19 protein-coding genes are annotated in these 20,083 nt (G+C 71.9%); 9 read left to right on the forward strand and 10 right to left on the reverse strand.

All coding sequences use genetic code 11. The features are described 5' to 3' along the window. Positions 1-2 precede the first annotated feature (2 nt). From OHO83_RS04690 to OHO83_RS04715, 6 genes are all read right to left on the reverse strand, one after another. Positions 3-1,430, reverse strand: coding sequence for an aminobutyraldehyde dehydrogenase (locus tag OHO83_RS04690; RefSeq protein WP_330278736.1), 1,428 nt, complete (start codon positions 1,428-1,430; stop codon positions 3-5). Then, complete coding sequence (locus OHO83_RS04695; RefSeq protein WP_330278737.1) at positions 1,423-3,096, reverse strand: thiamine pyrophosphate-dependent enzyme; 1,674 nt, start codon at positions 3,094-3,096, stop codon at positions 1,423-1,425. The genes OHO83_RS04690 and OHO83_RS04695 overlap by 8 nt, the downstream gene beginning before the upstream one ends. Continuing rightward, on the reverse strand, positions 3,093-4,454 hold the full coding sequence (locus OHO83_RS04700) for an MFS transporter (protein ID WP_329432210.1): 1,362 nt from the start codon (positions 4,452-4,454) through the stop codon (positions 3,093-3,095). The genes OHO83_RS04695 and OHO83_RS04700 overlap by 4 nt, the downstream gene beginning before the upstream one ends. A 62-nt stretch (positions 4,455-4,516) precedes the next feature. Then, positions 4,517-6,172, reverse strand: a complete 1,656-nt coding sequence (locus OHO83_RS04705) for an amidohydrolase (RefSeq protein ID WP_330278738.1) — start codon at positions 6,170-6,172, stop codon at positions 4,517-4,519. A 16-nt stretch (positions 6,173-6,188) separates the two neighbouring features. Further along, positions 6,189-7,874, reverse strand: a complete 1,686-nt coding sequence (locus OHO83_RS04710; RefSeq protein ID WP_330278739.1) for an urease subunit alpha — start codon at positions 7,872-7,874, stop codon at positions 6,189-6,191. Beyond that, positions 7,871-8,464 carry an urease subunit gamma gene (locus OHO83_RS04715; protein WP_266678592.1) on the reverse strand — a complete coding sequence of 198 codons (594 nt, stop codon included), beginning with the start codon at positions 8,462-8,464 and terminating at the stop codon, positions 7,871-7,873. Before OHO83_RS04715 ends, OHO83_RS04710 begins: the two co-directional genes overlap by 4 nt. A 123-nt stretch (positions 8,465-8,587) precedes the next feature. On the opposite strand from OHO83_RS04715, the gene OHO83_RS04720 reads away from it, so the two are divergent. From OHO83_RS04720 to OHO83_RS04745, 6 genes are all read left to right on the forward strand, one after another. Then, a complete protein-coding gene (locus OHO83_RS04720) occupies positions 8,588-9,787 on the forward strand; it encodes a helix-turn-helix domain-containing protein (protein ID WP_329432213.1) in 1,200 nt (399 codons plus the stop codon). Continuing rightward, entirely contained in the window at positions 9,784-10,287 is a 504-nt protein-coding gene (locus tag OHO83_RS04725; protein WP_266678588.1) for an Lrp/AsnC family transcriptional regulator, read from the forward strand. Before OHO83_RS04720 ends, OHO83_RS04725 begins: the two co-directional genes overlap by 4 nt. A 144-nt stretch (positions 10,288-10,431) precedes the next feature. Then, positions 10,432-11,223, forward strand: coding sequence for a dimethylargininase (gene ddaH / locus OHO83_RS04730; RefSeq protein WP_443066030.1), 792 nt, complete (start codon positions 10,432-10,434; stop codon positions 11,221-11,223). Beyond that, positions 11,220-12,443, forward strand: coding sequence for an ornithine--oxo-acid transaminase (rocD, locus tag OHO83_RS04735; RefSeq protein ID WP_330278741.1), 1,224 nt, complete (start codon positions 11,220-11,222; stop codon positions 12,441-12,443). Before ddaH ends, rocD begins: the two co-directional genes overlap by 4 nt. A gap of 134 nt (positions 12,444-12,577) precedes the next feature. Then, positions 12,578-13,273: an alpha/beta hydrolase gene (locus OHO83_RS04740; RefSeq protein WP_330278742.1), complete on the forward strand. Its 696-nt coding sequence runs from the start codon at positions 12,578-12,580 to the stop codon at positions 13,271-13,273. Between the two features lie 119 nt (positions 13,274-13,392). Then, the gene (locus OHO83_RS04745; protein ID WP_330278743.1) at positions 13,393-13,797 is read left to right on the forward strand and encodes a VOC family protein; all 405 of its coding nucleotides are present in this window, start codon (positions 13,393-13,395) and stop codon (positions 13,795-13,797) included. Here OHO83_RS04745 and OHO83_RS04750 read toward each other — a convergent pair whose 3' ends face one another. From OHO83_RS04750 to OHO83_RS04760, 3 genes are all read right to left on the reverse strand, one after another. After that, positions 13,798-14,856, reverse strand: a complete 1,059-nt coding sequence (locus OHO83_RS04750) for an LLM class flavin-dependent oxidoreductase (protein ID WP_266678580.1) — start codon at positions 14,854-14,856, stop codon at positions 13,798-13,800. Further along, a complete protein-coding gene (locus tag OHO83_RS04755) occupies positions 14,856-15,392 on the reverse strand; it encodes an SRPBCC family protein (RefSeq protein WP_266678578.1) in 537 nt (178 codons plus the stop codon). Before OHO83_RS04755 ends, OHO83_RS04750 begins: the two co-directional genes overlap by 1 nt. Positions 15,393-15,519: 127 nt before the next feature. Further along, positions 15,520-16,017 (reverse strand): winged helix-turn-helix transcriptional regulator, encoded by a 498-nt coding sequence (locus OHO83_RS04760; protein WP_330278744.1) that lies wholly within the window; start codon positions 16,015-16,017, stop codon positions 15,520-15,522. A gap of 197 nt (positions 16,018-16,214) precedes the next feature. Between OHO83_RS04760 and OHO83_RS04765 the strand changes: the two genes are divergently transcribed. Next, complete coding sequence (locus OHO83_RS04765) at positions 16,215-17,084, forward strand: AAA family ATPase (RefSeq protein WP_266678574.1); 870 nt, start codon at positions 16,215-16,217, stop codon at positions 17,082-17,084. After that, on the forward strand, positions 17,081-18,523 hold the full coding sequence (locus OHO83_RS04770; protein WP_330278745.1) for a VWA domain-containing protein: 1,443 nt from the start codon (positions 17,081-17,083) through the stop codon (positions 18,521-18,523). Before OHO83_RS04765 ends, OHO83_RS04770 begins: the two co-directional genes overlap by 4 nt. Before the next feature lie 122 nt (positions 18,524-18,645). Here OHO83_RS04770 and OHO83_RS04775 read toward each other — a convergent pair whose 3' ends face one another. Continuing rightward, complete coding sequence (locus OHO83_RS04775; protein WP_329432221.1) at positions 18,646-19,305, reverse strand: ATP-dependent endonuclease; 660 nt, start codon at positions 19,303-19,305, stop codon at positions 18,646-18,648. A gap of 80 nt (positions 19,306-19,385) precedes the next feature. On the opposite strand from OHO83_RS04775, the gene OHO83_RS04780 reads away from it, so the two are divergent. Next, positions 19,386-20,015: an alpha-ketoglutarate-dependent dioxygenase AlkB gene (locus tag OHO83_RS04780; RefSeq protein WP_329432222.1), complete on the forward strand. Its 630-nt coding sequence runs from the start codon at positions 19,386-19,388 to the stop codon at positions 20,013-20,015. Positions 20,016-20,083 lie beyond the last annotated feature (68 nt).

Consider the following 20,083-nt stretch of genomic DNA (forward strand, 5'->3'; position numbering starts at 1 on the left):
CGTCAGGGCGCGGCGTGCGCGGCCATGACGTGCTTGATCCGCGTGTAGTCGTCGAACCCGTAGCGGCTCAGGTCACGGCCGATGCCCGACTGCTTGTATCCGCCGTGGGGCATCTCGGCCAGGACCACCTGGTGGCAGTTGAGCCAGACGCAGCCGAAGTCGAGCTCGGCGCTCAGTCGCATGGCGCGCCCCAGATCGGCGGTCCAGACGCTGGATGCCAGGCCGAAGTCGACGCCGTTGGCCAGAGCGACGGCCTCTTCCTCGGTGTCGAAGGGCTGGACGGTGACGACGGGGCCGAAGATCTCGCCCTGCACCACGGCGTCGTCCTGCCGGACGCCGGAGATGACGGTCGGCGGGAAGAAGTACCCGGGACGGTCGAGGCGCGTTCCGCCTGTCTCGACGTGCGCGTGCCCAGGGAGCGTCGCGATGACGGACTCGACGCGTGCCGCGTGGGCGGCGCTGTTGAGCGGGCCGTAGAAGGCGTCCTCGTCCGGCGCGCCGGTCGTCGTGTCGCGTGCGGCTTCGACGAGAGCCGCCAACAGGGCTTCGTGGGAGGCGCGTTGGACCAGGATCCGGGTGACGGCGGTGCAGTCCTGGCCGCCGTTGAAGAAGGCGGCGTCAGCGAGGGCGCGGGCCGTACGGACGGGGTCGACGTCGGCGAAGACGACGGCCGGGGCCTTGCCGCCCAGCTCCAGGTGGACGTTCTTGACCTCGCGGGACGCCTCGGCCATGACCTCGGAGCCGGCCCGTGTGCTGCCGGTGATGGCCACCATGTCGACGTCCGGGTGGGCGACGAGTGCGCGTCCGGTGTCCCGGTCGCCGCACACGATGTTGACGACGCCCGGCGGGAGGACGCGCGCGGCGAGTTCGCCCAGCAGGACGGTCGACCAGGGGGTGGTGTCGGACGGCTTGAGGACCACCGTGTTGCCCGCGGCGAGCGCGGGGCCGAGCTTCCACACGGCCATCATCAGCGGATAGTTCCAGGGCGTGACCTGGGCGACGACGCCCACGGCCTCGCGGCGGACGTACGAGGTGTGGCCCGGCGCATACTCGCCGGCGGCGACGCCCTCCAGGACCCGGGCGGCGCCCGCGAAGAAGCGCAACTGGTCGGCGCCACGGCCGACTTCGAGGGTCCGAGTGGCCTCGCGCGGCTTGCCGGTGCTGCGCACCTCCGCGTCGACCAGCCGGTCCGCGTGCTCGGTCACCAGGTCGGCCAGGCGCAGGAGTGCCTCCTGCCTCTGGGCTGGGGTGCTCCGGCGCCAGACGGGCAGGGCGCGCCGTGCGGCGGCCACGGCCGCGTCCACGTGCGGGGCGGACGAGCGGGGCGCGGTGCCGTAGACCTCTCCGGTGGCGGGGTCGGTCAGCTCCATGCGGTCGGTGACCTCGGCGCTGCGGCCGTCGACGATGTTGTGCAGGGTCAGGTCAGACATGGCAGCTCTCCTTGCGCAGGGAGGCGACGGTGACGCCGGGGGCGAGGCGCCCGTCGGTCACCTTCAGCTCGATGAGGGCGGCCTTGCCGCTGTCGAGGGACCGCTGGAGCGCGGGCCCGAACTCGTCCGTGACGGTGACGGTTTCGCCGTGCGCGCCGAAGGCACGGGCGTACGCGGCGAAGTCGGGGTTGCCGAGGCCGGTGCCGCTGACCCGTCCCGGGTAGGCCTGCTCCTGATGCTGGCGGATGGTGCCGTACTTGGCGTTGTTCAGCACGATGATCAGTGGTTTGGCACCCTCGGCCACGGCGGTGGCGAGCTCCTGACCGTTCATCAGGAAGCAGCCGTCGCCCGCGACGGAGACGACCCTGCGGTCCGGATCGTGGATCGCGGCCGCCACGGCGGCTGGTATGCCGTATCCCATGGACCCGTTGCGGGGGGCGAGTTGGCGCGTGCCGTCGTGGTACGTGAGGAAGCGCTGCGCCCAGATGGCGTGGTTGCCGGCGCCGAAGGTGATGACGGCGTCTTCGGGGAGCCGGCCGTCGAGCGTGGCGAAGACGGTGGCCAGGTCGAGCGGATCGTCCTCCGGGACCGGGGTGCGGAACGCCAGGTGGGCGGCCCTGTCCTGCTTGGTCCGCACGGCCCACGGCAGAGGGCTGCCCGGGCGCAGGGTGCGTACCGCGTCGGCGAAGGCCTCGGGGGCGGCGAGCAGGGTGAGTTCGGCGGGGTACAGGGCGCCCGGCGGCTGTGGTTCGGGCAGCACCTGGACGAGCCGCGGGCCCGTGCCGTCGGTGGGGAGCAGCGTGAATCCGTCGGTCGCGACGTCACCCGGTGCGGTCCCGACGGCCAGCAGCAGGTCGGCCTCGCGCACCCGCCGGGCGAGCGCGTCGTCGCGTCCGTAGCCGAGCGGGCCGACGTACACCTCGGACTCGTTGTCGATGAGGTCCTGGCAGCGGAAGTCCACGGCCACGGGAAGGGCCCACGCCTCGGCCCAGTCCCGTACGGCGGCGCGGGCTTCCGGGGTCCAGCGGCCGCCGCCGAGGAACAGGAGGGGACGTTCGGCCGTCGTCAACAGCCTTTCGAGACGGGTGAGTTCGGCCGCGGTCGCGCCGCCGCCGGGGACGGGCAGAGGGGTGGCGTCGGGGACGCGGACGACGTCCGTGAGCATGTCCTCCGGCAGGCCCAGGACCACGGGTCCCGGCCGGCCGCCGGTCGCGACGGCGAAGGCGCGGGCGACGTACTCGGGGATGCGTGCGGCGTCGTCGATCGTCTCGACGAGCTTGGCGCTCGCGCCGAACGTGCCGCGCAGGTCGAGTTCCTGGAAGGAGGCGCGGTCGGTGTGGCCGCGCGGCACCAGGCCGATGAAGAGGACCATCGGTGTGGCGTCCTGGTAGGCGGTGTGCAGGGCGACCAGCGCGTTGGTGGCGCCTGGGCCCCGGGTCGTGAAGCAGATTCCGGGGCGCCCGGTGAGCTTTCCGTGGGCCTCCGCCATGTAGGCGGCGCCGCCTTCGTGGCGGCAGACGACCATGTGGACCGGGGCGTCGTGCAGAGCGTCGAGCGCGGCGAGGTAGCTCTCGCCGGGCACGCCGTAGACGGTATCGACGCCGTGTGCGGACAGCTGGTCGATGAGGACCTGGCCGCCGGGACGGGCGGGGTGGTGCTGGGTCATGCGGTGGCCTTCTGAGGTGCGGAGGTGTTCTCGGACGGGGTGGCGGACCGGCTGCCGAGCAGCGGGCCGGCCAGGAAGGAGCCGGCCGCGGTGCAGGCGGCGATGAGGACGAGGAGGAGGGCGACACCCCAGGACGCGCCGTCGGTGACGCCGGTCAGCCAGGCGGCGACGAGCGGGACGAAGCCGCCGAGGACACCGGAGAGGTTGTACGACATGGCGACGGCGCTGTAGCGGAAGGTCTCCGGGAACAGGTCCGTGACGACGGCGCCGATGGTGGCGTAGGGGATGGAGATGACGGCGACGCCGAGCGTCACACCGAGGATGACCAGGGCGGTCTGGCCGGTGTCGACGAGCCAGAAGACGGGGAAGGCGACCAGGACGGACAGCACACCGCCGACGGCACACACCTTCCAGGGGCCGACGCGGTCGGCGATCCGGCCGCCGATGTAGATCACGACCATCTCGGCCACGGCGGCGAGGAGTGTGGCGTTGAGCATCACGGACTTGGCGATGCCGAGCTGTTCGGTGCCGTACGAGATCATGAAGGTGGTCAGCAGGAAGAAGCCGCCGATGCCGAGGAACGCCGCGAGCACGCTGATGATCATGCGGCCCCAGGTCTTGCGGAAGGCCTCGACGAGGGGGGCCGGCGCGGGGCCGTTCTTCTCCGCCTCCTCGATCATGGCGCGGAAGACCGGGGACTCCTCGATGCGCAGGCGCAGGTAGAGCGCGAAGACGAGCAGGCCGAAGGCGGCGAGGAACGGGATGCGCCAGCCCCAAGCGTAGAAGGCGTCGTCAGGCAGCAGGCCGACCAGGGCGAAGGCGCCGCTGGAGAGCAACGTGCCGACGGGTGAGCCGAGTTGGGGCACCGCCGAATAGGTTCCGTGCTTCTCCTTCGGCGTGTGTTCCAGGGTCAGGAGCATCGCGCCGCTCCACTCCCCGCCGACCGAGATGCCCTGCACGAAGCGGAGCACGGCGAGCAGGACGGGGGCCCAGATGCCGATGGTGTCGTAGGACGGGAGGAGGCCGATGCAGCCGGTGGCGACGCCCATCATGACGACGGTGATGATCAGCGCGGCCTTGCGTCCGTAGCGGTCGCCGATGTGGCCGAAGACCGCGGCGCCGATGGGCCGGGCCGCGAAGCCGACGGCGAAGGTCACGAAGGAGGCGATGGTCGCCGTCGTGGCGTCGAGCGAGGGGAAGAACAGCTTGTTGAAGACGAGCGCGGCCGCGGTGCCGTAGAGGAAGTAGTCGTACCACTCGAGGGCGGTGCCGATGAACGCGGCGGACAGGAGGCGCTTGATGTCGGCGGTGCCTGCGACGGTGCGGCCTGTCGGCGGCGTCGTGCTGTTGGAGCTCACGGAATCTCCCGGGGGACGGTGACCGCTGGAGGGTCGGGGGACGGTGGAGCGGGGAGGGTGCCTCAGCTGGAGGCGGTCAGGCCGAGCGGGTCATGGGCGACGGTGCCGCCGACGGAGGTGGCCAGGATCCGGATCGCACCGATGCGGTCCGGCGAGACGCGGGTGGGGTCGGCGTCCAGGACGGTGAAGTCGGCCAGGTGTCCGGGGCGCAGGACGCCCTTGCGGTCGCCGTGACCGGTGGCGTGCGCGGAGCCGACGGTCCAGGCACGCAGCGCGGCGAGTGCCGTGACGCTCTCGTCCGCGCCGTAGGCCGCGCCGGTCTCGGTGAGGCGTTCCACCATGGACTGCATCGCGGGCAACGGGGCCCCGGGAGCGACCGGCCGGTCGGAGCTGCCGGGCACGACGATGCCCAGGTCGAGCAGGGAACGCAGCCGGTACGAGTACGGGGTGCGCTCCGGCCCGAGGGCCGCCGCCATGGCGTCGCCGAAGGCGTACAGGAAGTTGTGCTGCGGCACGGGCACGACGCGCAGCTCGGCGAAGCGGGACAGCTGATCGGGCCGCACGACGCCGGCGTGCTCGATCCGGTGCCGCACGTCGGGGCGTGGGTGGGTCCGCCGGGCGCGGGCGAAGGTGTCGAGTGCGAGATCGACGGCCCGGTCTCCGATGGCGTGGGCCGCGACGGTCCAGCCGGCCCGGTGGGCGGCCACCACGGTGTCGGCCATGGCCTCGGGATCGCCCTGGAAGTATCCGGTGGCGGAGGTGTCGTGGGGGCAGCCGCAGAACGGTTCGGTGACGGCGGCGGTGCGGCCGAGCAGCGAGCCGTCGAGGAAGATCTTGACGGGGCCCAGCGAGAGCCGGTCGTCGCCGAAGCCGGTGCGCATGCCGAGGTCGAGGCCGAGGGTGATGGCGTCGTCGGCGTGCGCGGTGAGCGGGTGCAGCACGTCGGAGGCGGCCATCACCTGGGCCCGGGTGTGCAACGCGCCGCTGTCGCGGGCGAGTTGGTAGGCGGCGAGCTCCACCGGGCTGTGCCCGATCCAGCCGCCGCCGATGCCGGCCTCGGTGAAGCTCGTGACGCCCTCGGCGAGGTAGTGCCGGGTGGCGGCGCCGATGGCGTCAGCGAGGGTGGCCACGGGGTAAGGCAGCACCTGGCGTTGCACGAGTTGCTGCGCGGTCTCTTCGAGGAGTCCGTTGGGCCGTCCGTCCGCGTCCCGGGCGACGACGCCGCCGGTCGGATCGGCGAACCCGTCGGCGAGCGCGCCGGCCTTCTCCAGAACGGGTGAGTTGACGACGCAGGCGTGCCCGGAGGTGTGCTTGAGCCACACGGGGCGGCCACCCGCCGCGCGGTCTAGGGCGTCGCGGTGCGGCTGGACGCCACCGAGTTTGTGGTGGTCGAGTCCGGCGCCGGTCACCCACGCGTCCGGCGGCATTCCTGCCGCGTGGTCGGCGACGGCGGCGTACACCTCGTCCACCGACCGGGCCTTGGACAGGTCGAGCTGGGCGAGGGTGAGGCCGAACCACGCGGTGTGACAGTGGGCGTCGTTGAAGCCCGGGACGAGGGTGGCGCCGCCCGCGTCCAGGACACGGCGCGCGGGCAGGTCTTCGACGTCGTCGTCGAGTCCCGCGATCCTGCCGTGCAGGACTCCCAGGGTGCGGGCGGTGGGCCGGTCGTCGTCGAGGGTGAGGATGCGCGCGTTGCGCACCAGCAGGTCGAGGAGCATGGGGTGGGTCCGTCCCTCAGGCGAAGTGGTGCAGTTGGGCGAGGGGCAGTTCGGTGACGGCGTCGGTTCCGGTGGGGACGTCGTCGACCAGGACCGGCGCGGGCTCGCGCGGCACATGGACGCGTGGCGTGGCGGTGTTGTGCAGCATGTCGGCCCGGGTCAGGCCGCGTGCGCCGGCGATCGGCGCGTACTGCAGGCCTTGCGGGAGTGCGGCGCGGGCGGCCCGGTCCTCCAGGGCGGCCTGCGCGACGAAGATCCGCGAGAGGCGTGCGGGGGCGTCGCCGAGCGCGCCGAAGTAGGGGCGGTAGGTGCGGGGCTGGGTCAGTCGGGTGGAGCCGGAGCCGGAGCCGGTGTTGCCCCAGGCCACGAAGCCGCCCTTGACGACGAGTTCGGGCTTGGTGCCGAACCACGCGGGGTGCCACAGCACGAGGTCGGCCATGCGGCCCGGCTGGAGGGATCCCACCTCGTGGGCCAGGCCGTGCGCGATCGCCGGGTTCAGGGTGATCTTCGCCAGGTAGCGCAACGCTCGTGCGTTGGCGGAGTGTTCCACTCCCCCGGCGCCGTTCGCGAGGGCCTGCACATGGGCGAGCTGCCAGGTCCTGCGCACCGTCTCGGCCATCCGCCCCATGCCCATGGAGTCGGAGTTGACGATGCTGATCGCGCCCAGGTCGTGCAGGGCGTTCTCGGCGGCGATGGCGTGGCCGCGGATGCGGCCCTTGGAGATCTCGATGTCGCTGGGCGAGTGGTGGTTCTGCCGGTGGACCGTCATCGTCATCGGGAACAGCTCGCCGACGGTGTTGGCGGTGTACGGAACCGTCGGGGTGGTCGACGAGGGAAGCACGTTGGGCTCGGAGAGGATCTCCAGGAGGTCGGGGTGACCGCCGCCGCCCTCCACGTGGTATGCGTGCACCGTGCGGCCACGGGTGGCACCGATGGTGTCGCGCAGATAGCCGGACTCGTTCATGGAGTCGGTGTGCATGGCGACGGGCAGGTCCGCCTGTTCCGCGGTGCCCAGACACGTCTCGATGATGCGCGGGGTGGCCCCGAAGTCCTCGTGGATCTTGAAGCCGCCGGCGCCCGCGAGCACGGACTCGTCGAGCAGGGCGCGGGAGGTGGAGGAACCCCGGGCGAGGAAGGCGATGTTGAGCGGGGTGCCGCGCCAGGACGCCATCAGGGTGTGCAGGTTGTGCGCCGGGTTGCAGCCGATCTCCCACACGCCGCCGAGGCCCATGCCGACGAGCGTGGTGACTCCGGCGGACAGCGCGGCGGGCGCCACCTCGGGCGAGGAGAGGTGGACGTGGCTGTCCACGATGCCGGGGGTGGCGATCAGGCCCTCGCCCGGGATGACCGAAGTGTGCGAGTCGATGGCGAAGTCGACGTCCATGACGTCCGGGTTGCCGACGCCGCCCACGGCGACGATCCGGCCGTCCTTGATACCGATGTCGGTCTTGCGGACGCCGAGCACCGGGTCCATCAGGACCACTCCGGCGACCACCATGTCGAGCGCGGAGTCCCGCTCGGAGCGCGGCGATGCCAGCAGTCCGTCGCGGACCGTCTTGCCGCAGCCGCCGAGCAGTTCGTCGCCCGGCGTGCCGTCGTCCTGCTCCACCTCGACCCACAGACAGGTGTCGCCGAGCCGGATCCGGTCGCCGGTCGTGGGCCCGTAGAGGGCGTTGTACGTGCGGCGGTCGACCTGTGTCATGACGCCTCCTCATGGCGTGCCGTCACCACGTCGACTTCGCGTACGGCTCCGGGTTCGAAGGACAGTGCGGTGCCCGCCGGGATGTCGAGCCGCATTCCCGCGGCGGCCTCGCGGTCGAGCTCCAGGGCCGCGTTCGCCTCGGCGAGCGGGTAGTGCGAGGACAGGTAGACGGTGCGGTCGCCGTTGTTGCGGACGGTCAGCCTCGAACGGAGCCTGCCCGTGTTGATCAGGACCGGGTCGGGCGCGGTGCGCACGGCGCCCGGCCCCGGCTCGCCGCTCCCGTCCACGGTGGGGATCGGGTGGTCGATCGCCACCAGCGACGTACCGCTCGGGAACAGCGCCTCGACCTGGATCGTGGTCACCATCTGCGGCACCCCGTCCATCACATCGTCCTCGGTGAGGACCTTGCGGCCCGCCGCGATCACTTCGTCGAGGGTCAGGCCGTCCCAGGCGGCTTCGAGGACCTCGTCGCAGATCAGGGCGATCGCCTCCGGGGCGTTCAGCCTCCGCCCGCGCGCCCTGCGGCGGCGGGCGAGTTCCGCGACGGTGAACAGCTGGATCCGCTCCAGCTCGCGAGGGGTCAAATGCACAGTTTCCCGGCCCTCCATGCGGTGGAATTCCGGCCACGGCCTGCCGGACACTCCAAGAATTCACGGGGTGTGGCGCGAAGCCAACGTTGATTTGGCGCCGATGAGGCGGCCAGGATTGTGCACATGAACAGTGAGCCCATCCTCTTCCCGCCCCCGGATCCCCGGGTCACCGAGCTGGCCCGGCGCTGCCTGGAGGACATCGACAGCCTGGTCGGCCTCTGGGTGGAGTGTGTGCGGCCGGTCCGCGCCCCCTACGCCGACCGCGTCTCGGAGGAGGAGTTCCGCGCCACGGCGTGGGAGGCGTTCGAGTTCCTGCTGCGCACGGTCGCCGGGCTGCCCCTGTCCGAGCGCATCGCCACCGTCTCCGAACGGGTCGGGGAGCGGCGCGCCCGTGAGGGTGTCCCGCTGGACTCCCTCCTCTCGGCGGCGCGCCTCGACTTCCGCGTCGTCTGGGCGGCTCTCGTCGACAAGGCGGGCGAGAAGGACAGGGCCGAGCTGGTGACGTCGGCGTACCACGTGTGGGAGGCCGTGGAGAAGCACGTCACCGGCATCATGACGGCGTATCAGCGCACCATCCTCGACATGGGACGCCGCGCGGCGGACGAGCGGCGCATGTGGTTCGCCCGGCTCCTGGACAGCGAGGGACGCAATCCGACGGTGGTGCGGGACGCGGCGCTCGCCCTCGGCTTCCAGGCCGACGACCGGTTCCTGTGCGCGGTGGCGCCGCCGCAGCACGGGGCGGGACTGCGCAGGACCGCCGCGGCGCTGCGCACGGCGGAGACTCCTGTCCAGTTGCAGGAGGTCGCCTCGGATCTGGTGCTCGCCGTGCAGCTGGGCCGGCGCACCACGGCGGAGTCCGTCCTCGCGCTGCTCCAGGAGACGCCGTGCGGGGTCGCCTCCGCCGCGGCAGGCCTTGCCGCGGTGCCTCGTGCGGTGGTGCTCGCCACGGCCACGGCGCGCGTGCTGCCGTCGGACGCGGCAGGGCCCCGACGGCTCGAGGACAGCTGGCTCGATGTCCTGGTACAGCGCGCCGAGGGGTTCGGACGGGATCTCGCCGACGACGTCCTCAGCGGCCTCGACACGGAATCTGTGCCCGCCGGCGAGACGAGGCGGCTCCTCGATACCGTACGGTCGCATCTGGCCGGGACCGGGTCCGTCGCGGACACCGCGGCCGCCCTGTACTGCCATCGCAACACGATCCAGCAGCGGATCAACCGGTTCGCCGAGCTGACCGGCCGCGACGTGCGGCGCCCCGAGGACGCCGCCCTGGTGGCCCTCGCCCTGCGCGCCCGTGACCAGCACGAGAAGGACCACCGGCCATGAACAGCAAGCATGTGGCGTTCGACGACCTCGACCGCAAGATCGTCGCGGCCCTGATCGCCAACGCGAGGACGAGTTTCGCGGAGATCGGCGCGGCCATCGGCCTCTCCGCCACCGCCGTCAAACGACGCGCCGACCGGCTGCGCGAGAACGACGTCATCACCGGATACACCGCGACGGTCCGGCCCGCCGCCCTCGGATGGCGCACCGAGGCGTTCGTCGAGGTGTACTGCGACGGGGCGGCGCCGCCCCGTCGGCTCGCCGAAGTCGTGCGCAACCACCCGGAGATCACCTCCGCGATGACCGTGACGGGCGGCGCCGACGCGTTGCTGCACGTCAGGGCCACGGACGTCGGCCACTTCGAAGAGGTGCTCGAACGCATCAGGGCCGAGCCGTTCATCCGCAAGACGATCAGTTACATGGTGCTCTCCCACCTGCTGCCGGACAGCGCGGAGGCCGGCGCCCGCGAGCCCGCCCCCGACGACGCAGCAATCCAGCGCTGACCTCCCGTTCTGCGCAGCATTACTGCGGGCATACGCATTCAACTGGTCTTGTCGAGCGCGACCCCCGCTTCCTACCGTGGAGACACCCTCTGATCGTCGTCCCGCAGGAAGCGGAGGTACCCGTCTGTGCCCAGGCGCTATCTGGTGTGTGAGCCCAGATACTTCGACGTTCACTACGCCATCAACCCGTGGATGCGCGACGACGTGCGGGTCGACACCGCGCTCGCCCTCGCGCAGTGGCAGCACCTGATCGACACCTACCGCGCGCACGGACACACGGTCGAGACCGTGCCGCCGGTCCCGGGCCTGCCCGACATGGTCTTCGCCGCGAACTCGGCGCTCGTCGTGGCCGGCCGCGTCCTCGGCTCGAACTTCCACGCCGAACAACGCCGACCGGAGTCGGCGGAGTACGAGACGTGGTTCAAGGCGGCGGGCTACGACGTCCACCACCCCGCGTCGGTCTGCGAGGGCGAGGGCGATCTCGTACCGGCGGGCCGCTACGTCCTCGCGGGCAGCGGATTCCGTACGACGCGTGCCGCGCACGACGAGGCGCAGGAGTTCTTCGGCGTGCCGGTCATCGGACTGCGTCTGGTCGACCCGTACTTCTACCACCTGGACACCGCACTGTTCGCCCTCGACGACCCGGACGATCCCGACGGCGGCACCGTCGCGTACTACCCGGAGGCGTTCTCGCCCGGGAGCCGCGAGGTGCTCGCGCGGCTCTTCCCGGACGCCGTGCTCGCCACCCGCGACGACGCGATGGCCTTCGGCCTGAACTCCGTCTCCGACGGCTGGCACGTGTTCGTCGCCCCGCAGGCCACCGGGCTCATCGACCAGCTCGACCACCGTGGATACGTCCCCGTCCCCGTCGACCTCTCCGAGTTCCACAAGGCCGGCGGAGGCATCAAGTGCTGCACCCAGGAGATCCGTTCATGACCGTCGCCCCTGTCAAGGCCCCGCGTTCCTCGGCCGAGCTCATCAGCGCCGAGACACCGGTGCTCGCGCACAACTACCACCCCCTGCCCGTGGTCGTCGCCCGCGCCGAGGGCACCTGGGTCGAGGACGTCGAGGGCCGCCGCTACCTCGACCTCCTGGCCGGTTACTCGGCCCTCAACTTCGGCCACCGCCACCCGGCCCTGATCGAGGCCGCCCACCGCCAGCTCGACCAGCTCACGCTGACGTCGCGCGCCTTCCACAACGACCGTCTCGCCGGCTTCGCCGAGGGCCTCGCGGAGCTGACGGGCCTCGACATGGTCCTGCCGATGAACACGGGCGCCGAGGCCGTGGAGAGCGCCGTCAAGGTCGCCCGCAAGTGGGCGTACGAGGTCAAGGGCGTCCCCGTGGACCGGGCGACGATCGTCGTGGCCGACGGCAACTTCCACGGCCGGACGACCACGATCGTCAGCTTCTCCACCGACGAGTCGGCCCGCGCCGGGTTCGGGCCGTTCACGCCGGGCTTCCGCGTGGTCCCCTACAACGACCTGGCCGCGCTCGAAGCGGCGGTCGACGAGACGACGGCGGCCGTCCTGCTCGAACCCATCCAGGGCGAGGCCGGGGTCGTCATCCCGGACGACGGCTACCTCACCGGGGTACGCGATCTGACGCGGCGGGCCGGCTGTCTGTTCATCACCGACGAGATCCAGTCGGGCCTCGGCCGCACGGGCCGCACACTGGCCGTCGACCACGAAGCCGTACGCCCCGACATGCTGCTGCTCGGCAAGGCGCTCGGCGGTGGCATCGTGCCGGTGTCGGCGGTCGTCGCGGGCCGGGACGTCCTGGGGGTGCTGCGGCCGGGCGAGCACGGTTCCACGTTCGGCGGGAACCCGCTGTCCGCGGCGGTCGGCTCCGCCGTCGTCGACCTGCTCGCCACCGGCGAGTTCCAGCGCCGGGCGGCCGATCTGGGCAAGGTGCTGCGCACCGGGCTCGAGGCCCTCACCGGCAAGGGCGTCACCGGCTTTCGGGCCCGCGGACTGTGGGCGGGCGTCGACATCGACCCGGCCATCGGAACGGGGCGCCGGATCAGCGAACTCCTCCTGGCCGAGGGCGTGTTGGTCAAGGACACTCACGGCTCGACGATCCGTCTGGCGCCGCCCCTGACCATCACCCGCGAGGAACTGGAGTCGGCGCTCGCCGCGCTGGGGAGGGTGCTGGGCTGACCCGAGGAACCTTGGGCCGGCCCTGGGAGCCGAGGTCACGGCCCCGGCCGCCGTCACCGGTGGCCGGGGCGTGACCTCGGGCTTAGCGTGAGATGGACCGCTCTCCGCTCTCCCCGAAACAGGTGTGTGCCGTCATGGCGGACAAGCCGACTGTCGTTCTGGTGCACGGGTTCTGGGGCGGCGCCGCCCACTGGGCCAAGGTCGTCGTGGAGCTGCGCAACCGCGGCTTCGGCTCTCTGCACGCGGTGGAGAACCCCCTGACCTCCCTGGCGGACGACGCCGAGCGCACCCGCAAGATGGTCGCGCAGGTGGACGGCCCCGTACTCCTGGTGGGGCATTCCTACGGCGGCGCCGTCATCACGGAGGCGGGCGACCTGCCGAACGTGACGGGCCTCGTCTACGTCGCCGCGTTCGCGCCCGATGCGGGCGAGAGCCCTGGGCAGATCAGCCAGGAGCCGGCGCCCGCGGCGATCGAGAACCTCGCACCCGACTCCGACGGCTACCTGTGGATCAAGCAGGACAAGTTCCACGAGAGCTTCTGCCAGGACCTGCCCGCAGACGAGGCCTTCGTCATGGCCGTCACCCAGAAAGCGCCCCTGACCTCGACATTCGGGGACACCGTGACCGCCCCCGCCTGGCGGGTCAAGCCGACGTGGTACCAGGTGTCGACGGACGACCGCATGATCAATCCGGCCACCGAACGCCGCATGGCCGAGCGGATGAACCCGCGCGCCGTGATCGAACTCGCCGCAGGGCACGCTTCGTTGGCCTCACAGCCGACCGCGGTCGCCGACCTGATCGAAAAGGCGGCGAACGAACGCTCCGGCTGAACGCACGCCCTGGCTCAGCGCACACCCCCGACGGCGACACGGTGGCCGCCCGCGCAGCGGACGGGCAGCGTTCAGGCGCGTGCGTCGACAAGCCGCCCAATGCTTGATTGGGTTGCGTCATGCGGATCGACCGACTCGACCACCTCGTCCTCACCATGCGCGACCTCGACGCCACGGTCGCCTTCTACACGGAGGTCCTGGGCATGGAGGCGGTCACCTTCCGGGGCGGCCGCCGCGCCCTGACTTTCGGGCACAGCAAGATCAACCTTCACGAGGCGGGCCGTGAGTTCGAGCCGAAGGCGGCCCGCCCCACACCCGGCAGCGCGGACCTGTGCCTGATCGTCGACGAGCCCGTCGAGCGGATCGTCGCCGAACTGGCAGACCATGGCGTCCTGTTGGAGGAAGGGCCGGTGGAACGCACGGGCGCCACCGGCCCCATCCTGAGCGTGTACGTGCGGGACCCGGACGGCAACCTGATCGAGCTCAGCAACCATGCGGACTCGTCGGGCCCGCAGACCTCCTGACTAGCGCTCGCCGCGCCCCACCTCCCGTACGAGATCCAGCGCCCTGCCCAGCGTGGTCAGACGGGCCTCCAGGGTGTCACCGGACGGGTAGAGGCGGACCGTGTCGACGCCCGCGGCGCTCCAGACCCGCAGGCGTTCGCGGACCATGGGCTCGGTGCCGATGAGGGTGGTGGCCAGGACCATGTCGTCGGTGACCAGTTCCGCGGCGCCGTCACGGTCGCCCGCCTGCCAGCGGGCGCGGACCTCGGCCGCCGTGTCGGCCCAGCCCTGCCTGCTGTAGGCGTTGTTGTAGTAGTTGGTGGTCGCGGAACCCATGCCGCCCAGGCTGAAGGCCAGTTCCTTCTTGCGGCCCGCGAGCATCGCGCGCAGCGCGTCCTCGTCCTCGGCGAACGCCACCTCGGCGCCCTGGCAGACGTCCAGGTCGGACCGCTCACGGCCGGCCGCCGCGAGCCCGGCGTCCAGATGGTCGAAGTAGGCCCCCTGCGCACCCTCCGGCACGAAGCTCGTGCCGAGCCAGCCGTCCGCGATCTCACCGGTCAGCCTCAGCATGTTGGGCGAGAGCGTGGCCAGATAGACGGGCAGGTCGTGCTCGGCCCGCATCGAAAGGCGCATCGGCTTCGCCTCACCGCCCGGAAGGGGGAGGGTGAACTCCCGGCCCTCGTAGGCGAGTTTCTCTCCCGCCACGGCTTGCCGGACGATCTCGACGGTCTCGCGCATGCGGGTCAGGGGCCGCGCGAAGGGGACCCCGTGCAGGCCTTCGATCACCTGCGGCCCCGACGGGCCGAGTCCGAGCAGGAAGCGGCCCTCGGAGATGTTGGAGAGGGTGATCGCCGCGCGGGCGATCGCGGCCGGGGTGCGGGTGGCGAGCTGGATGATCCCGGAGCCGAGCAGCATCCTCTCCGTGCGCGCGGCCAGGTATCCGAGCGGCGAGGGGGCCTCCGAGCCCCACGCCTCGGCCACCCAGCAGATGTCCATCCCGAGCCGTTCGGCCTCGGTCACGAAGTCGACCGTCTCGCGCCAACTGCCGCCCGAGGCCTCGATCGTCGTGGACGTACGCATCACTCGCCCCGCCCTTCCCGAGCCGGGCCGCCCTCGGCCAGGACCTTGATCGCGTCGAGCGTGGCGGTGATGCTCCGCTCGAACTCCCGCAGCCGCACGAACACGATCTTCTGCTCCTTCTCCGGCATCCGGTCGATCGCGTGGGAGAGCCCGGAGCGGCCGGGGCCGAGCCGCATCCACTGGGCCAGCTCGGTGCCGCCGTCGTCGAGCGGTGTCAGGGTGAACCTCCACAGGGCGCTGGGCTGTTCGGGATCCTCGACCGCCCAGGCGAAGACGCGGGGCGCCTCGCACCGGACGACGTACGAGGTGGTCTGCCACTCCCCCAGCGACTCGTGCTTGCTGCGCCCGGCGAACCGCGCGCCGAGCGCGGGCCCCGTCGCCCCGTCCAGCCAGGCGACCGACTGGAGTTCGGCGCTGAGCGTGGGCATCAGGTCGATGTCGGAGACGAACTCCCACACCCGCTCCGGCGACGCCAGGACTCTTCTGCGGACCTCGACCGTCGGTTTGTCGGCGTAGCGCGCGCCCGTCCACTCCATTGCCGGTTGCCTCTCCGTCTGCGGGAAGTTCACTGTGCGAGGCCCGTCGAAAGCGGCCCTGAGCATGAGAGTTGCGTAGATAGACTCACTCGTCAAGAGGGCAGGACAGGGGTGGGGCCACGGGGAGTCAGTCGGCGAAACGCGCCTTGATGTCCGGGCGTTCGGCCAGCCGGGGCGGATAGCCCGGGCCGAGACGGGGCCGCGTGTTCTCGGCCGTCATCGGCTCCTGGCATGCGCTGCACACGACCTCGGCGTGGCCCTCCTGGCCGCACCGGTCGTGGTGGAACACGACGGGCGGTCCGGCCTCCTCCGCGAGCCAGCGGTCGCCCCACCTGTTCATGGCGGCGAGCACGCCGAAGAAGTCGCGCCCCATGTCCGTGAGGACGTAGTCGTAGCGGACCGGCTCCTGCTGATAGGCCCGCTTCTCCATGAGCCCCTCGTCCACGAGGCGCCGGAGCCGGTCGGCCAGGGTGTTGCGCGCGATGCAGAGCTCCTCCTGGAACACGTCGAACCGCTTGATCCCGTAGAACGCCTCGCGCAGGACGAGCGGCGTCCACCAGTCGCCGAGCAGGTCCATGGTGCGGGCGATGGAGCAGGGCCAGTTGGCAAAGGAGGTCCGCCTCATGCCGTCAGCATACGAGGGTCTCGGATTGAGACCCAGCAGTTCGGGCCCGCGAGGAGAGGCCGGTTCGGGCGTTCCGTACAGCTGTGGCACGTGACCTACGACGCAAACTCCGCGTCCCTGTTGTGGAGCCCGACACCGAACTGATCCAGTGGCCGGGACAGCCGGCGCGCGGCGCCGCACGAGGAGGGGGCTCACGCATGACGTCCGGGTACTTCACGTCCGTCGACGATGTGTCCGCGCGGCTCGCCGCGACGGGCTACCTGGCGTCCCCCGCGGTGGCCACCACGGTCTTCCTCGCCGACCGCCTCGGCAAGCCGCTCCTCGTCGAGGGCCCCGCGGGCGTCGGCAAGACCGAGCTGGCCAAGGCGGTCGCCGAGGTCGCGGGCGCCACCCTCGTCCGGCTCCAGTGCTACGAGGGCGTGGACGAGTCGCGCGCCCTGTACGAGTGGAACCACGCCAAGCAGCTCCTGCGCATCACGGCGGGCCGCGACGAGTCGTGGGACGAGACCCGCACGGACATCTTCAGCGAGGAGTTCCTGCTGCCGCGCCCGCTGCTGACGGCGATCCGCGGCAGTGACCCGAAGGTGCTGCTCATCGACGAGACCGACAAGGCCGACGTCGAGGTGGAGGGCCTGCTCCTGGAGGTGCTCAGCGACTTCCAGGTGACGGTGCCCGAGCTCGGCACGATCAGCGCGACGCGCCGCCCGTTCACCGTCCTCACCTCCAACGCGAGCCGCGAGCTGTCCGAGGCGCTGCGCCGCCGCTGCCTGTTCCTCCACATCGGCTTCCCCGAGGAGCAGTTGGAGCGGCAGATCGTACGTCTCAAGGTGCCGGGTCTCGACGAGGCGCTGGCGCAGGCCGTGGTGCGGGTGGTCGGCGCGCTGCGCGCGATGGACCTGCGGAAGGTGCCGTCGGTCGCGGAGACCATCGACTGGGCCCGCACGCTCCTCGCCCTCGGCGCCGAAACCCTCGACGAGGAGGTCGTACGCGACACGCTCGGCGTCGTCCTCAAGCATCAGGAGGACGTGCTGAAGGCGGCGGCCAAGCTGGACCTGGACGCCGTGTGAGCGCGACGGCGGCCGGCGTCCCGGAGCGGCTCACCGCGCTCGTGCAGGCGCTGCGCTCGCACGGGGTCCGGATCGGCACCGGCGAGACCGTCGACGCCGGGCTCGCCGTCGAGGCGCTCGGCCTGACCGACCGCGAGCACCTGCGGGAGGGCCTGGCGGCGGCGCTGTTGCACAGCGAGGGGCAGCGGTCCGTCTTCGACCCCGTCTTCGATCTGTACTTTCCCCGGAGTGTCGGCGCCCCGCAGGACACCCGGCACGAGCCGGGCGCCGGGCGTCCGTGGCAGGACTCCGACACGGCCGACCTGCGCGAGCGGCTCGCCGCCGCGCTCGCCGCCAACGACCAGGAACTGCTCGACCAGTTGGCGGCCGAGGCGGTGGACGGCCTCGGCGGCTACGGCACGGCGAACGGCGCGGGCGGCTCGGGCGGGTCCGGAGGATCGGGTCCATCGGACCGCTCCGACGGCTGGTCCTCGCACCAGACGCTGGCCCGGCTGCGCCCGGAGACCCTGCTCGCCCGGATCCTCGCGGGGATCCGGGCGGGGGCCGCCGGCGAGGACGAGTTCACCGACCGGCTCCAGGCGGACGAGATCCGCCGCCGCATCCAGGCGTTCCGCGGGCGCGTGGGCGCCGAGGCGCGACGCCGGGTCGCCGAGCGTCGCGGCGCCGACGAGATCGCCCGCCGCGCCATCGCGCCCACCGCCGACCGCGTCGACTTCCTCATCGCGGGGCGCGCCCAGCTGGACGAGCTGCGCCGGGCGGTTCAGCCCCTGGCCCGCAAGCTGGCCACCCGCCTCGCCGCCCGCCGGCGCCGGGCCGCGCGCGGGCGGATCGACCTGCGCCGCACGCTCCGTGGGTCCCTGTCGACGGGCGGCGTCCCGATGCGGCCCGTGCTGCGCCGCCGCCGGCCCGCGCGTCCCGAACTCGTCCTCCTGTGCGACGTGTCCGGCTCGGTCGCGGGTTTCGCCAACTTCACGATGCTGCTGGTGCAGGCACTGCACGACCAGTTCAGCAAGGTGCGGGTGTTCGCCTTCGTCAACCGCGTCGACGAGGTGACCGACCTCATCGGCCGCGACGCGGCCGGGCCCGAGGGACTCAGCACGCGCATCCTCTCGGCGGCGGCCGTCACGGGCTGGCACGGAAGCAGCGACTACGGCACGTCGCTGGGCGAGTTCGCAGAGCGGTACGCGGACGCGGTCGGCCCGCGCAGCACCGTGTTCGTCCTGGGCGACGCCCGTACGAACATGAGCGACCCCAACACGGGGGCGCTGCGGGACGTCGCCGGGCGCGCCCGCAAGGTGTACTGGCTCAACCCCGAACGGCACTCGCTGTGGGACACCGGCGACTCGGCGACCGACACGTACGCGGAGATCGTCGAGATGCACGAGTGCCGCAACGCCCAGCAGCTGAGCGCGCTGATCGCGCGGCTGCTGCCTGTTTGACCGCCCTTCACGGCGACGGGGTCAGTTGTACGAGCAGGGGGACCTGACATGCGTACCGCGGCCGGCGGTGCGCCCCCTGTCCAATGTGTGGAGGCCGGAGTCGGATGTGCGGGATGCCGGAGTCAGACATGCGCGAGGAGCCGGTCCAGAGGGCGTGGCACCCGGTCGAGGTCGAGCCGTTCCACGAGTGAGCGCGCGTACTGCGCCTTGCGTCCGCTGTGCGTCCCCATGAACCGGCGCAACTGCCGCTCCACGCCCCGTTCCCGCTGCGCCGGCTGCTTCTGGAAGGTGCGGAAGGACCTCAAGTCGCCCTCGATGTCCAGGACTTCCTGCACGGTGTCAGCGCCGAGGCCGCGGATCAGCTCGTCCTCCAGGTCCGCGACACAGACGTAGAAGCCGAGCTGCTCCATGTCCGCGTGGGTGAGGTGGGGGCGCGGGCCGGTCCGCTCCAGAACACTGCGGAAGTAGTGCTCCTCCCCCGCGTCGCACAGACCGGCGACGGTGACGTCGAGCCCGTGCGGGCCGCACACGGCGAGGAATCTCCCGATGCTCATCGCGCCGCCCAGCGGCAGCACCGCGACGCCCTCCTCGTCGAGGCTGCGCCCGCGCCGCCGCGCCAGTGCCTCGACGGCGACCAGGTCGCTCTCCCCCTCGACCAGGACGACCTTGCGCACACCGGCCGCGACGGCCAGCTCGCGGGCCGTCTCTGCGGCCGGCCCGTCGTCACCTCCGTGCGCCGCCCACGCTCCGGCCGCCCGACGGAACCGTCTCATCTCGTCCACACGCCCAGTTTCGCAGGGCCCGGGGTGTCCGCGTCCAGCTAATTAGTTCACACGTTCGAATTTAGGAGTACGCTGGTCCCATGGCAACGCACCAACTCCAGGGGTCCCTGTTCGACCAGGGCGACGACGTGCGACTGCGCCCGCTGCACGGGGTCCGCAGGACCGTGCTCGGCGACGGCGCCTGGATCGACCTGCTGCCGGGCTGGCTCAGCGGCGCCGACGCCCTGTTCGAGCACCTGGCCACGGAGGTGCCGTGGAAGGCCGAGCGACGGCAGATGTACGAGCGGGTCGTGGACGTGCCGCGGCTGCTCGCCTTCTACGGCGCGGGCGAGCAACTCCCGCACCCCGTCCTCGACGAGGCCCGGCAGACACTGTCGGCGCACTACGCGGCCGAGCTCGGAGAACCCTTCACGACGGCCGGGCTGTGCCACTACCGCGACGGCCGCGACAGTGTCGCCTGGCACGGCGACCGCATCGGCCGCGGCGCCCGCGAGGACACCATGGTCGCCATCCTCTCCGTGGGCGCGCCGCGCGACCTGCTGCTGCGCCCGCGCGACGGCGGCGACGTGGTCCGCCGGCCGCTGGGCCACGGCGATCTGATCGTGATGGGCGGCTCCTGCCAACGGACGTGGGAACACGCCATCCCGAAGACGACGCGGGCCGCGGGCGGCCGGATCAGCATCCAGTTCCGGCCCCACGGGGTGCAGTGACCGCAAGCCCGCACGACGCAGTGATCCCGCGAGCCCCCACGGGATGCGGTGATCCGGCCCGCCCGCAC

The sequence above is a fragment of the Streptomyces sp. NBC_00569 genome, from assembly GCF_036345255.1.
GTDB lineage: Bacteria > Actinomycetota > Actinomycetes > Streptomycetales > Streptomycetaceae > Streptomyces.

What these genes read in the sequence shown, in the direction of transcription:
- OHO83_RS04690 (WP_330278736.1), bottom strand. Translation starts at nt 1,430, where the DNA reads ATGTCTGACCTGACCCTGCACAACATCGTCGACGGCCGCAGCGCCGAG.
- OHO83_RS04695 (WP_330278737.1), bottom strand. Translation starts at nt 3,096, where the DNA reads ATGACCCAGCACCACCCCGCCCGTCCCGGCGGCCAGGTCCTCATCGAC.
- OHO83_RS04705 (WP_330278738.1), bottom strand. Translation starts at nt 6,172, where the DNA reads ATGCTCCTCGACCTGCTGGTGCGCAACGCGCGCATCCTCACCCTCGAC.
- OHO83_RS04710 (WP_330278739.1), bottom strand. Translation starts at nt 7,874, where the DNA reads ATGACACAGGTCGACCGCCGCACGTACAACGCCCTCTACGGGCCCACG.
- OHO83_RS04720 (WP_329432213.1), top strand. Translation starts at nt 8,588, where the DNA reads ATGAACAGTGAGCCCATCCTCTTCCCGCCCCCGGATCCCCGGGTCACC.
- OHO83_RS04725 (WP_266678588.1), top strand. Translation starts at nt 9,784, where the DNA reads ATGAACAGCAAGCATGTGGCGTTCGACGACCTCGACCGCAAGATCGTC.
- rocD (WP_330278741.1), top strand. Translation starts at nt 11,220, where the DNA reads ATGACCGTCGCCCCTGTCAAGGCCCCGCGTTCCTCGGCCGAGCTCATC.
- OHO83_RS04740 (WP_330278742.1), top strand. Translation starts at nt 12,578, where the DNA reads ATGGCGGACAAGCCGACTGTCGTTCTGGTGCACGGGTTCTGGGGCGGC.
- OHO83_RS04745 (WP_330278743.1), top strand. Translation starts at nt 13,393, where the DNA reads ATGCGGATCGACCGACTCGACCACCTCGTCCTCACCATGCGCGACCTC.
- OHO83_RS04750 (WP_266678580.1), bottom strand. Translation starts at nt 14,856, where the DNA reads ATGCGTACGTCCACGACGATCGAGGCCTCGGGCGGCAGTTGGCGCGAG.
- OHO83_RS04755 (WP_266678578.1), bottom strand. Translation starts at nt 15,392, where the DNA reads ATGGAGTGGACGGGCGCGCGCTACGCCGACAAACCGACGGTCGAGGTC.
- OHO83_RS04760 (WP_330278744.1), bottom strand. Translation starts at nt 16,017, where the DNA reads ATGAGGCGGACCTCCTTTGCCAACTGGCCCTGCTCCATCGCCCGCACC.
- OHO83_RS04765 (WP_266678574.1), top strand. Translation starts at nt 16,215, where the DNA reads ATGACGTCCGGGTACTTCACGTCCGTCGACGATGTGTCCGCGCGGCTC.
- OHO83_RS04780 (WP_329432222.1), top strand. Translation starts at nt 19,386, where the DNA reads ATGGCAACGCACCAACTCCAGGGGTCCCTGTTCGACCAGGGCGACGAC.